Annotated in this window: 14 protein-coding genes; all 14 read right to left on the bottom strand. The window is 61.1% G+C overall.

The genetic code is table 11. The features are described from left to right. Positions 1-3 precede the first annotated feature (3 nt). The 14 genes from LB553_RS07195 to LB553_RS07130 all read right to left on the bottom strand — a co-directional run bounded on the left by LB553_RS07195 (position 4) and on the right by LB553_RS07130 (position 10,955). Complete coding sequence (locus LB553_RS07195) at positions 4-759, bottom strand: hypothetical protein (RefSeq protein WP_224511910.1); 756 nt, start codon at positions 757-759, stop codon at positions 4-6. Next, positions 759-1,067 carry a hypothetical protein gene (locus LB553_RS07190; protein WP_224511908.1) on the bottom strand — a complete coding sequence of 103 codons (309 nt, stop codon included), beginning with the start codon at positions 1,065-1,067 and terminating at the stop codon, positions 759-761. Before LB553_RS07190 ends, LB553_RS07195 begins: the two co-directional genes overlap by 1 nt. Next, a complete protein-coding gene (locus LB553_RS07185) occupies positions 1,064-3,844 on the bottom strand; it encodes a hypothetical protein (protein ID WP_224511906.1) in 2,781 nt (926 codons plus the stop codon). Before LB553_RS07185 ends, LB553_RS07190 begins: the two co-directional genes overlap by 4 nt. Further along, positions 3,837-4,175 carry a hypothetical protein gene (locus tag LB553_RS07180; RefSeq protein WP_224511904.1) on the bottom strand — a complete coding sequence of 113 codons (339 nt, stop codon included), beginning with the start codon at positions 4,173-4,175 and terminating at the stop codon, positions 3,837-3,839. Before LB553_RS07180 ends, LB553_RS07185 begins: the two co-directional genes overlap by 8 nt. Further along, positions 4,175-4,594 (bottom strand): hypothetical protein, encoded by a 420-nt coding sequence (locus tag LB553_RS07175; RefSeq protein ID WP_224511902.1) that lies wholly within the window; start codon positions 4,592-4,594, stop codon positions 4,175-4,177. The genes LB553_RS07180 and LB553_RS07175 overlap by 1 nt, the downstream gene beginning before the upstream one ends. A 13-nt stretch (positions 4,595-4,607) precedes the next feature. Next, complete coding sequence (locus LB553_RS07170) at positions 4,608-5,081, bottom strand: hypothetical protein (protein WP_224511900.1); 474 nt, start codon at positions 5,079-5,081, stop codon at positions 4,608-4,610. Between the two features lie 502 nt (positions 5,082-5,583). Then, a complete protein-coding gene (locus LB553_RS07165; RefSeq protein ID WP_224511899.1) occupies positions 5,584-6,540 on the bottom strand; it encodes a hypothetical protein in 957 nt (318 codons plus the stop codon). 158 nt (positions 6,541-6,698) lie between these two features. After that, complete coding sequence (locus LB553_RS07160; RefSeq protein WP_224511897.1) at positions 6,699-7,220, bottom strand: hypothetical protein; 522 nt, start codon at positions 7,218-7,220, stop codon at positions 6,699-6,701. Positions 7,221-7,386: 166 nt separating this feature from the next. Further along, positions 7,387-7,908 carry a hypothetical protein gene (locus tag LB553_RS07155; RefSeq protein ID WP_224511896.1) on the bottom strand — a complete coding sequence of 174 codons (522 nt, stop codon included), beginning with the start codon at positions 7,906-7,908 and terminating at the stop codon, positions 7,387-7,389. Further along, on the bottom strand, positions 7,905-8,249 hold the full coding sequence (locus LB553_RS07150; RefSeq protein WP_224511894.1) for an HNH endonuclease: 345 nt from the start codon (positions 8,247-8,249) through the stop codon (positions 7,905-7,907). Before LB553_RS07150 ends, LB553_RS07155 begins: the two co-directional genes overlap by 4 nt. Beyond that, the gene (locus LB553_RS07145) at positions 8,246-8,440 is read right to left on the bottom strand and encodes a hypothetical protein (RefSeq protein WP_224511892.1); all 195 of its coding nucleotides are present in this window, start codon (positions 8,438-8,440) and stop codon (positions 8,246-8,248) included. Before LB553_RS07145 ends, LB553_RS07150 begins: the two co-directional genes overlap by 4 nt. Then, a complete protein-coding gene (locus LB553_RS07140; protein ID WP_224511889.1) occupies positions 8,440-8,646 on the bottom strand; it encodes a hypothetical protein in 207 nt (68 codons plus the stop codon). The genes LB553_RS07145 and LB553_RS07140 overlap by 1 nt, the downstream gene beginning before the upstream one ends. Positions 8,647-8,724: 78 nt before the next feature. Continuing rightward, complete coding sequence (locus LB553_RS07135; RefSeq protein ID WP_224511887.1) at positions 8,725-9,705, bottom strand: hypothetical protein; 981 nt, start codon at positions 9,703-9,705, stop codon at positions 8,725-8,727. After that, a complete protein-coding gene (locus LB553_RS07130) occupies positions 9,702-10,955 on the bottom strand; it encodes a tyrosine-type recombinase/integrase (protein ID WP_224511886.1) in 1,254 nt (417 codons plus the stop codon). The genes LB553_RS07135 and LB553_RS07130 overlap by 4 nt, the downstream gene beginning before the upstream one ends. Positions 10,956-11,619: the final 664 nt, after the last annotated feature.

Here is an 11,619-nt window from a genome sequence, read left to right as displayed (position 1 = left end):
GGATCAGGCCTCGCTTATGAAGGTGCCAGGCACCATGGATTGGCGGCCTTGCTGTGAATTGATGAAATCGCCCGGCACCATCGCCTGACGATCGGAGAAGGAAACTGCGTCGACGAACTGCTCAAGCAGGATTGAAAACGGTCCGGAATCTGCGTTGTTGAACCAAAGCGCGATGCCGAAAGTCAGCACCGCCGAGGCATTCGCAAATGGCGTCATCGCAGAGGCGGAGAATTCCGCCGTCCAATTGTCGTTAGCTGGGGATGTCGAAAACAGGTAGCTTGCGCCATCGGCCGCGATGTCGATTCTGATCCAGTTCGGCCCAGCCTGGGTGCCATTGGCGGCTGGTCCACCATCAACCGTGGTGTGCCCAGTGTCCTTATTCCAACCGTTCGGAGCGGCACCGTAGACTTTGTATTTGTTGAGCCCCGTCGAGCCGTCGCCGCGCAGCCCGACGATATGGAAGTCGTTGTTGCTCTTAAGCCCAAACCCAACCATTGCCAGCTTGCCTTGCTGGGACAATTGCGAAAACTGTGGCGTATAGCGGAATGTATATCTCTGCCCCGCTCCTAGCGCGGCGAGCGGGAAAACGAACTTGCCAAACGAACCCGCCTTGACCTTTCCCTTGATCGTCGTGTCGCCCGTCGAGGTGGTGGTGACGACAGGCTGGTCGACAAACCCGCCGTCCCCATCGCCGGCATTGCCCCCAACAAGGACAGCGCGTCCGCGGACAGCGCCGCCGAGGAAATAGGGTGCGAGCATCAGGCTTCGCCCTCCGGTTCCTTCAGCGCGAATTGCCGCTGGCCCATCTCGTCAACCGCGACGGAGAACTGCGTGAAGAATACATCGACAATTTCCCACGGGAGCGCGTGTCGATGGATCGATCCGTCTAAATCCTTGAATTGCAAGCCGAGGTACTGGCCATCCGGCGAACACCCCAGCCAGAAGCCATCCGTCAGCAAGGCTGCGAAGTCGCCGAATTGCGCTTTGAAGGCCTGCTGGGTCTGCTCTAGTTCGGCGGCTTCCTCGGGCGATTTCGGCGCCCACCATCTTTCGGGTTTCTCGATCATCTTGGCCTCCTGCCGGCGCTCGCCGTCGCCTCATTGAGCGCGAAGCGTTGGAACCGCATCACCGGGTCGGCCTGGCCGATAAGGTCGATGACATCCTGCACGGTCGGGCCGTATTGCAGCTTTACGGCAACGGTCTTGCCGGAGGAGCCGGAAGCGGGCGCGAGATTGGCGAGACCGCCGCTGGCAAACCTTGGGATCGCCATCTGCCGGGTCATGCCGTCAACGATGCCGCCGACGCTGAAGCCCTTGGACAGGCCCCGGAACGCCTCGATGTTGGGCATGACACCGGCATTGAGCGCAGCGAAGAAATCCGCGCCGAGCGCCTTCACGACCTTTGCCCGGATGACGAATTCGCCAACCGACAGGCGGGCCAGGATCGAGTCACTGGTCCCGGTGCCAGGCCCATGGGCGATATGGCCGCCTCGGGCAAAGCCGCCATGCGAGCCGCCGCTGTCCGAGCCGCCGGATGCGGCCTGCGCACGAAGGCGCTGTGCTGCCTCCGCTGCTGCCCGGAGGGATGCCAAGATGCGGGCAATCGCGCTTTCAATCGATGCGGCCAGGCTGGCCACGATGCCCTGAAGGCCGCTGAAGCCGCCCTGCAGCAAAGCCCGGATGCCGCTGAGGATGGCAGAGAGCTTGCCCGGTAGCGTCGAGAACGGTGCCACGATGGCTTCTGCGGCTGCCTGGGCTGCGCCAGCATCGAGATTGCCCAATGAGCTATTGAAGCCGTCTGCGGCCTGCTGGGCGGCTGGCGCGATCTGGCTGATGCTGTTGGTGATCTCGTTGCTGACACCGTCGACCGAGGTGCTGGTATCGTCGACACTGCTCTTAAGCCCATCAATTGCCTGCTTGCCCTGTTGGGCGCTCTGGGCAACGCCGTTGACGACATTGAAGGTTTCTGAGGTGAGCTTGTCGCCACCGCCGCGAATGACGGTGATCGTCTGGCCGAGCGCTTCGACCTTGCCCTTCGTCTCGTCGGCGGCAGCTCCCGCCTTCTTCAAGCCAGTGCTGGCTGCATCGCCGAATTCTCCAAGACCGTTGGCGGCACCGCGAGCCTTGAAATCGGCATCCGAAATCTTGCCGGTGAGGAGATCGAGGAAGTCGGCAGAAGGCTTGATCTTGTCTTCAAGCGCCTTCGCGCCCTCGGCCAGCTTCAGGAATGCCACGGCCGCATCGTTCAGCTTGGGATTCGATGCGCCGATCTCTGCGACCGCCTTCAGATATGCGTCGAGACTGCCGCCGTTGGCGAAGTCCTTCAATGCCTGACTGAACGGGTTTTCTTTCGCTGGCGCCGCCGCCAGGTCGCGAAGGCGTTTGATCTCTTCCTCGAAAGCCGGGACCAAGTCTTTCAGTGCGGCACGGGTCTGGAGGATCAGGCCGTTCCTGATCTCGTCGGTCATGTTTTTGACGGCGCCGCCGGCCTGCACATAGGCGTTCTTGACGCCCTCGACCAATCCCTCGTGCCGCTGTAGCGCGGCGGTCGCGCCGTCGGTGCGCGTAGCCCATAGGGCAATGCCACTGGCTATGACGGTGACCGCCGCGACCCATGGATTTGCCTTCGCCAGATTGAACAACAGCACGATGGCGTTCTTCGCGGCAATGACCGAACTATAGAGCGCCTTGAAGCCGCCGGTGATCTGCCCGGCGATCAGCACCAGGCCGATTGCGTCGCCGGAAATGCTCGTGCCGAACACGTCGTTCAAGGCAGTAGCAGTGAGATCGAGGCCGGCCCGCAACTTGTCGATCGCCGCGATGACTATGGTCGCGGCCTCCTGCATCGATTGACCGAAGGCGATGGCGCCGTCTCGCCAATCCAGCACCCACTTGTTCGAAACGTCGGCGTCGTTGCCGGTGAGGGCATTGACGAAGTCGAGCATGACCGGCAGCGCCTTGTCGGCGATGTCCTGGGCAAAGCCCTGGATGGCGGGGCGAAGCTGCTTGATGCGCTCCGTCAATGCGGTCGCTGCCTGGGTGATGGCCGGCGCAAAGATCAGGCCGAGCTGCAGTTTCACACCGCGCGCGGCGGCGCCAACACTATCCAGTGCATCGCCGAGGTTGTCGCCGATCTTCGCTTGGGCATCGGTGAACGTCACGCCGAGCGCCTTCGCCTCGGCGCCGAGGTCTATCAACCCCTTCTTGCCCTCGTTCAAAAATGGCAGCAGTTTGGCGCCGGCTTTGCCGAAGAGTTGGATTGCCAGGCTCGACTTCAACGCACCATCGGGGAGCTTGCTGAAGGCGTCGGCCAGGTCGAGCAGAACGGCATCGGGTGAGCGAAGATGGCCTGTAGAATCTCGGATTGAAACGCCGAGTTGCTTGAACAGGTCGACGGCCGCCTTCGAGCCATTAGCCGCGGCGCCGAGCGTCTTGTTCAGGCGGGCCATGCCGGCGTCAAGGTCGGCCTGTTCGAGGTTCGACATCTTCGCGGCAAAGGCCAATTCGGTGTAAGCCTGGGTCGTGACACCGGCCGATTGCGCAGCCTTGCCGGCCTGGTCTGCGGCCTCGCCGGCCGACGATGCGAGTTCCAGGACTGCCGCGCCGGCACCGCCCACGGCAGCCGTTATTGCTGTGCCCAGGATCGCAATGTTCTGGCCGAAGGCGACGAGGTCGGTTCGCGCCTTGCTTAACGAGGCGGTGAATTTTTGGAATTCGGCACCGGCTGCTGCTTTCTGAAGATCCTTGAAAGCCTTTTCGCCGGCGGCGCCCATGGCTTTCAACTGGTCTTTGATGGCCTCGCCGCCATCAAGCGCAATTCGTTGCGTGATCGTATTTTTAGCCATGGAGGTCATCCGAGAGCAGGAGGAGAATTTCGCCTTGTCCCTCGCCAGTCGGTGCCGGGGACGGCTGATGAGAGACCACGCGCCAGCAGCGCCCATTCATCGTCAGTTCGGCGTCGCGTAAGTCGGCGGGATCGATGTCGGCGAGGTCAGTGGCCCGAACGGCGGCGGCCGGCCCGATGTCGAGCACGTCGACGCCCTTGAAGCTGATTGTCTTCGGCGCCGTCTTGTCGAGCACAGTCAGGTTGATCGGAAAGCCCCCGCACAGCGTCAGTGTCGCCGGCACGCCGAGAGACGAGTAGACCGGGTTATAGAGGAGCGCTTGCCAGTCCATCAGACACCTCTGGCTTTTGCCCGCTTGGCGTAGATGTCGGCCGCGAAATCTGCATTGAAGTGCTCGACCACCTTCGTCCAGGGATTGGCCTTTGGCTTTTCCGGAGCCTTGGCGGCGGGAGGGATGGCGGCGGGAGCGTTGCCAGTCCCGAAATTGGCCCTGTTGCGCGCAATGACAGCCTTTGCCGCCTCGCGGTCCTTCGCGTGGAGGCGCAGGCGGGCATCGAGCGACTCGTCGTGATATTGGCTACGCATCTCGACGACGTGATCTTTCTCGTCACCGGTGAATTTCATGAAGGTTTCGTGGACATCGGTCGCGGTGAAGAATGCGATCATGTCCTCACGGTTGGTGAAGCCGGAGGCGTCGCCACGCTCGATAGCGGCGCGCCAGTGTGCGGGGAAAGTTGTCGGGATGGTCACGACGGAAATCCTTTCAAAGTTGGAGCTTTGCGGCGCTGGCCACGTCGCCCGATTTGCGGGCAATGAATGAGGTTGAGCACAGCCAGTCGACGACCCAGGGCGCCCGAAGCTTGAAGCCGTCGCCAGTCTCGAAATCACCGCGCTTCGCATAGGGACAGCCGGCGCGCAGCCAGGTCAGTACCGAGGACGCGGGATGACCGATGATCTCGGCCATTTCCTCTATGCTGAGGTCTAAAGGCTTGCCCGAGTAAATTTCGCGCCAGCTTTCCAGCCTGTCGAGCATGGTGCCGAGCGGACCATCGGAAGGGTCGAATTGCCTTGGCGGCTCGGCCTTCAACGCCTTCAGCGCCGTTTGCAGATACCAGCCGCGATGACCGCCCTTCACCATGCCGTCGGGGACGACTCTATCCAACGCGCCGGCAACCGTGCGGCGGTCGCGGCCGAGTTCAACAGCAAGCGCAGAGATAGAATAAATCTGCTTGGTCATGCCCATGGCCGCCCCCCTGTGGTGGAGCAGCGCTGAATCCTGTAGCTAGGGGGAGCGAGCGCTAAGCCGTCCCGCATTGCATGTATCGCCTGACCAGGACCCAAAGTTTCGAGATGATGGAGCGGGCCGAGCCCAACAGCGTGCCCGGCCCTAGCACCAAGGCAGACAGCCGTCGCTGCCTTACCCGGGGCATTCGAATGGAGCGGGCTGGGTGCACCCGCGAAGATATACCCAGCCCTTACCAGCATGCCGATCTTCGCCGACACGGTGGCAATGAGTGGGCCGGATGAAACCGCTGTGAAACATCCGGCCCTGCCGATGCGATGAGGAGTGGCAACGCGTCGACAATAGGAGGTGCAGGCAGGACGGCGGCACCGAGCGCTATCCTGCCTGCGATGCCCACGCGCTATGACGAACCACGCAGGCAATGACGGTGAAGCCGGGCAGCTTCCGCCGTCCGGCCGCATAGCGAAGGAACTAACCACCATGCTCATGTTGAAACTTAATCCCGAAGCTCGGGGAGATCGTCGGCAAGGCAGAGGATGGCGCGGGGATCTGCATCCGGTCTGCGCTTCACCTCAAGCCGTTCCGATAGCGCGGCCTCGACCATCGCCTCTTCGGTGCGCTCTGCTTCGAGCAACTGGCCTGCAAGCTCATTGTCGCGATAGGCACGCTCGGCCGGATCAAGTGCCCGGGAGTCATCGGCGATTGCCGCGATGTCGCGTTCGAGCGCGGCGATCATGGCATCCGGGTTCATCCAGCATTGCAGCGCTACAGCACTGACGGCGCCGCCTGTGCCTCGCGCCTGTCCATGTGATCCGCCGTCTATGATGACGCTTGCATTTACGTGTATCGGCTCCACTGGAAATTCGAGGCCAGCCTGCGCGCCGCCGTCGAGGATGCCATAGAGCCGGGGCTTGGCCTTCTCTGCCTCGGCTTGCACCCAGGCGCGGGCGAATGCCTTGGCTTCGCTGGAGGGGACAGGCGCCGTCAGCACGTCGCGGCGATCGGCCTTCAGTTTTGAGATTGTCGCACGAATGGCTTTGAGGTCGCCAAGCAGCTTGTCGCCGGTCTTCAGCTTGAACGTCATAGGTTCGGCCGCAGTGAGGCGAGAACTGCCGGAATCTCGAACGTAGCGTTCCAGCCGCGCGACCATCGCGGCAAGCTCCCGCCATGGCGTCTGCTTTTTCGCGTGCAGATCACTGAGGCGCTTCAACTCGGCCTGAGCCTTGTCTACCTTGGCCTTGGCCGCCGCCAATCGCTCAACGTCCGGTCCGCTGTGGACTAGGCGACCATTGTCCGAGTGTTCTTCCTTGCGCAGCATTCCCTGCTGCATGGCCAGTTCGAGCCGCCTGTGGTCTCGTTCGGCCTCATCAAGCTGGCGCCGCGCCTCGTCCACCTTATCGCCCATAAGCGACAGGACCGCATGGGCCTCGTCTTTGGCCTCGATCATCGCCAAGAGTTTCGCGCGGCCTGGCCCGGGAAGCCGATCGTAAATCGGTCCGTCGCTGGCGTTGAAGAAAAGCAGATCGTCGTCCATAGGTGCTCCTTTGAGTTGGAGGCAGTTTACGCGACCCTGAAAAGTGGCCTCACGCCGAAATCCGATTTCCGCGTGACCTATTGCCGGAAGAACTCAGCCAGCCAGCGGCGGGACGGCGGCTTGCCGCCATTGCCCTGAAGGATCGTCCAGGCCAGCGCGTCGGCCTCATCCAGTTCGGGTGGGCAAGTGGCAGCGTCTCGGAGGGCAGGCCATCTGTAATCGGCGAAAGCTTGCAGCGCTTCGAAAACGTCCCAGACACCTTCGCTATTGGCATCGCCGATTTCCGTGCCGATCTGCTCCGCCATGCTGCGCAGCGCATCGTCGCGTTCCTCGATCAGGAGCGCGCGTCGAGCGTTCCGTTTGCCGCGCCCAGGTGCCGACAATCCGAACTCAGCTTCGAACGAGCCGCCGATCAGTTGGGAATCGATGGCGGCAATGAGTGGGCCGGCATCCTCGGGATCGATCGGCCTGCCTTCAGAGAGAGCCGCGCGGACGCGCCGAAGACGCCTGGCCGGCTCGGCAAGATCGACCGGGAGCGTCATGGGCGCCGCCGTCGAGGAAGAGCGCCAGCGGTTAGATCTGGACTCCTCTTCCTCCAAAGCCATGCGGCGTTGGTGACGTTTTCGGCGCTCGAAGTTTTCGCCGGTCTCAGGTCTCGGTCTGAGGTCTTGGTCTTGGTCTTGGTGTGTGCACACCCTGTGACAGGGTGTAAAACTACCCCTACAGAGGGTGTGCACAGGGTCACTACAGGGTGTCTACAGGGTGTCATTGTCCACCCCGCCGCATCAGTCGAGTGCCCATCAGACGCGAAGTCGTTCCGATGGTCTCAGCTACCGATCTGGACATTCCAGCGGCCTTTGCGGACTTGTCCGCTGCCTTCTGTGCTTCCCGTTCGATGCGGGCCGCGTTGACCTCATCGAAGCCAACGACGGCCTTCTCTCGCAACCGGTCGCTCTCGATCGCCTGGAGCCGGCGGCGCGTGCCTATGGCGTGATCGTCATTGGTCGGCGGGTTATGCTTGAACCAGCGTTCTATTAGGATCACATCGCCGTCGCGGTCGATCAACTCAACCTCGACCAGCTCGCGAAGTACGCTCTCATACGCCGCATCAGTCCAGCCGAGGTCCGCGCAAGCATACCCCGGCGGGAGTTCGTAAACCCCCGCACTCGTCACATGGGCATTGGTGAGGAGATACAGAAATCCTACCTTCGCCTCGTCCGGCAAGCTGATAAACCTCCGGGAGCGCCAGACGGCCGGCGATACCTTGGTGAAGCTTCGGGCGCTCATTCGGCCACCTCGCGCCTCAGCCGCCGTTCCTCGGCCTTATGACAGCGCCGGCACAAAAACTCACAAGACAGAGGAAAACGATGGTCTCGGTGATGTGCGTCTGTCTTTTCGGCGCCGCAATTCTGACAAGGCTGGCGCACCAGAATTCCGCGTTTCATGGCCGAAGCCGTTGCGGTGTGGCACCAGCGTTTCAGCGGGTTCCGGGCCTGCCATCGCGCTTGCGGGGTTAGCCGTTTTTCGCTAGGCTGATGTTCCTTGCTGCTTGGAATGTTCTGAACATCTGAAACCTCGTTGCCCTGGCCGGCGGCGAGGTTTCGCATTTCAAGAGGCGTCTGCATCATGTCGCCCTCGCCATCTTGATGGCTTGGGCAATCCTGATCGCCTCAATCGCCTCGGCGGCGGAAATGCCGAACCGGGACCGGAGTTCCGGGACAGCGGCGCGGCCACCTTCGCGTTGATAAGGGCCAGCCAGGTACTCGGCCGCTTCCTGAATTTTCGGGTTGTCCTGATGGTCAATGCCGCTGTTGGTCATCACGCGGCCCTCCGGCGAGGGTTCGGCCTGCGCTCCAGCGCCTCGATCCATGCCTTGACCGACGGCACGCGGTAGAAAATGCGGCCGCCGAGTTCGACATAGGGAAGGCCGTCGGGAAGACGCTGCCACCGGATCAAGGTGCGCTCGCTGACCCGCAATTCCTTCGCGAGGGCAGGGCGGTCTAGGTATTCGTCAAGTAGGCTCATTTCGCTGACACTCCTTTCGGTGAGGTGACAGCGAGAACCTATTTACCGCCAAGCATCGGGTCGTCCGAACAACCCTGCCTATTTTGCGAGGGTTGTTCTTTTTGCTTTGCGTTCAAATCGTGGGATTGCCAAGCGGTTCTGTAACCGCTCTGCGCGCCTAGCCATGAAGTCTGCTTCGGCTAAATTTCCGGCAGCGCGAAGCTCCATCGATTTCCGGAAATGCTCAGAAGCCCTAGCGGCAATTCGCCCCCTGTTCTTCATGGCGTTGACAGCCAATCCGATATCGTCTTTCAGGGCCTTTTCGTCGTCCTTTCCTGTGGCGAATGCATAGGCCAATCGTACAAACGCAGCGAACGGTCCAGTGTTCGTGCTCGTCAGCGGCTTGCCCGCCTCCACGTGCCAGAGAAAAGCCAGATGACGAATGAACTTCTGTTTTGGCGACCCATATAAGCTCGCATGAATCCCGCGACCGCCGCCCGAACCCCTGTCTGGCAAGTCCGGGTCGCCTGATCCATATTTTCGAACTATGGCTCCCCTGGCAGCGCCGGCCGACAGAGAAATTCGATGCAATAGATCATCGATGTCACTGCCGATGGACAGATTCACAAATTCATCAAGCGGTCCGCCCACCTCTTTGCCGATAGCATCAAGCTGTTCGACCACCCCTCGGAGCAAGGGCGCGAGCAGCCCCGCACCTTCCGAGATATCGTCGAGTGCAGCGGCCATTCGCGAGACGCGGAAATCCTCGCGGGCTGAGCCATCGACGAAATGGTCAACGATCTCAAGAAACTTGACCATGAATATGAGAGGCGAACCGGCGCCGGCCGTGTCATCCGCGCTAAGCATGCCCAGTATTTGGTTCAGGCGTTCATCGCCTTCTGTCGGATCGGAGGGCGGACTGCGACGGTGGATCTCCGCTATCGACGGGTCGCGGAGAAACGTCGCCCTTTGCTGTTCCATCGGCTCATCGGGTTCAACCGTGCTGCTTCGGACCCGCTCCCGCCACTTCGCGTGAATGTCAGCCGGCGATGAGCTTCCGAGCGGAAAGGGCGGTTTCATCGTGCAGCCACGCCATTCAAGGGCCTGACCTCGGCGCCGTCGTCGCCGTCCTTGGCCATCACAATCGATCCTGCGCGCTCTGTCGCCTGCCGCAATGGATCGTCCATAAGGTGGCTATAGCGGGCCGTGGTGGCCGGCTGTGAGTGTCCGAGCAGTGCCCCGATGATCGGCAGGGAAAGGCCGGCGCTGGCCAGCACAGAGGCATATGTGTGGCGTAGGTCATGAATGCGGGCTGATGGCGTCAACACGACCTTTTCCCCGCCCTTGCCATCGGCGATGGCCGTGGCGGTGACGATGCCGGCGGCGATGCATGCTTCCCGCCATTCGTTCTTGATTTCGACGCGGTGGTCGGCACCACGGCCAGGGAACACATACACCGCATCATCCTTGGCCTTTCCGCGAAGCTCGGTGAGCAGCAAGCGGGCGGGGGCAGACAGCGGGACACGATGCATGGTCTTTTGCTTGGTGGTCGAGCTCGGCTTAGTCCATACCCCGGCAGCAAGGTCGAACTGGTCCCATTTCGCCGCCTGAACCTCTCCACGGCGCGCACCGGTGAGCAGCAACAGCCGGAAGATGTTTGCCGCCTGTTGATCCTCCAGCGTGATCAGCGCCTCAGTCAGCCTCGCTAGCTCGGCCGGCGACAGATAGCGGTGGCGCTTCTGCTCGTCATTGCGTTCGATGCCTTTGGCCGGGTTGTCTGTCCGCCACCGCCATTTGATGGCAAGGCCGAACATCTTTGAGAGGACCGCGATAGTCCGGTTTGCCAGATAAGGAGCGGTCTTTGAAATCTTCCGGTGCAGACCGTCGATATCGGTGAACTCGACCTCTGCCACCTTCTTGTTTTTGAGGGCCGGCAGGATGTGGTTCTTGATCAGGGCTTTGTAATCCCGAGCAGTCGAGTCCCGTTTTTTGGTGAGGTGTTCCTTTTCGAAGCGGTCGCAGAGATCGGCAACGGTCTTTGCATCGCGCGCGGCGGCAACTGCACCCATGGGATCGGCGCCGACGTCGATCTGCTTCTTGAGGTTCTTAGCCTCTTCGCGGGCTGGACCGGTTTTCCAATCGGGGCGGGAGCCGATCGTGTAACGACGCTCCAGACCACTACGCGTGCGATAGTTCAGGATGAACGAGCGCGCGCCGGCTGCCGTGACGCGGACGCCAAAGCCCTTGACGTCATCGTCGTAAGTGATCTTGTTGCCGGCCGAAGGAAGGGGGAGTTTGTCGACGATGGTATCGGTGAGCTTCAGAGACATTGCCCGGTTCTCGTGTCCGCACTGTGTCCGCCAAATCGACGAACGTTTATATGCTGGCATTGTCGCACGGCGTCATGATTTGTCAAAACATGTCCATTAGGAATCAACAGCTTAATGCGCGGACACGAGGAATATCGAACAGGATCAAGAGGTTGCCGAAATGCTCCAGAATGAACTTTTAATCAGTAGGTCATGGGTTCGAATCCCATCGCGCTCACCAAATTTCAACACCCAAATAGATGCCAGAGAAAACCTGCCGACGCTTTCCATACAGGCGATCGAAGCAGGACATGTCGTCTGCGTCCCCGGCAATCGGAACAAAAACTTGCGCGCGGCTGTTTCGTTGTTGAAGGGACCGCAATCTGGGATGCGGATACAGTGGACGTACGGAACTTGGAACTGGCCAGGGCCAGGCAGAGCGTAAAGCGCGCAGAGACTTCTCTCAATCACGCAAAGGAAATGCTGGAAGAGGACTGCGGCGTAGGGATCAACCTTGCGCTGTGCGACCGCATAAGGTTGGAACAGAAGCGTGTGGCAGAAGCCAGAAAGCGGCTGATGAAGATTCGCTCGAGCTGCCTTACCCTAACTGTTTGATCCCAGGCTTTGATGGGGCATCCTTATCCTCCGAATCAAAGGATGCGCTATGGGCCAGGTTCTTCATGGA

The organism is Mesorhizobium sp. CA8 (assembly GCF_020164955.1).
Lineage (GTDB): Bacteria > Pseudomonadota > Alphaproteobacteria > Rhizobiales > Rhizobiaceae > Mesorhizobium.
The sequence above is the reverse complement of the archived record's forward strand: the minus strand, read 5'-3'. Positions and strand labels throughout refer to the sequence as shown.

Coding starts and splice junctions, on each gene's coding strand:
- LB553_RS07195 (WP_224511910.1), bottom strand. CDS start 759: ATGCTCGCACCCTATTTCCTCGGCGGCGCTGTCCGCGGACGCGCTGTC.
- LB553_RS07150 (WP_224511894.1), bottom strand. CDS start 8,249: ATGATGCAGACGCCTCTTGAAATGCGAAACCTCGCCGCCGGCCAGGGC.
- LB553_RS07145 (WP_224511892.1), bottom strand. CDS start 8,440: ATGACCAACAGCGGCATTGACCATCAGGACAACCCGAAAATTCAGGAA.
- LB553_RS07180 (WP_224511904.1), bottom strand. CDS start 4,175: ATGGACTGGCAAGCGCTCCTCTATAACCCGGTCTACTCGTCTCTCGGC.
- LB553_RS07185 (WP_224511906.1), bottom strand. CDS start 3,844: ATGGCTAAAAATACGATCACGCAACGAATTGCGCTTGATGGCGGCGAG.
- LB553_RS07170 (WP_224511900.1), bottom strand. CDS start 5,081: ATGACCAAGCAGATTTATTCTATCTCTGCGCTTGCTGTTGAACTCGGC.
- LB553_RS07130 (WP_224511886.1), bottom strand. CDS start 10,955: ATGTCTCTGAAGCTCACCGATACCATCGTCGACAAACTCCCCCTTCCT.
- LB553_RS07140 (WP_224511889.1), bottom strand. CDS start 8,646: ATGAGCCTACTTGACGAATACCTAGACCGCCCTGCCCTCGCGAAGGAA.
- LB553_RS07190 (WP_224511908.1), bottom strand. CDS start 1,067: ATGATCGAGAAACCCGAAAGATGGTGGGCGCCGAAATCGCCCGAGGAA.
- LB553_RS07135 (WP_224511887.1), bottom strand. CDS start 9,705: ATGAAACCGCCCTTTCCGCTCGGAAGCTCATCGCCGGCTGACATTCAC.
- LB553_RS07155 (WP_224511896.1), bottom strand. CDS start 7,908: ATGAGCGCCCGAAGCTTCACCAAGGTATCGCCGGCCGTCTGGCGCTCC.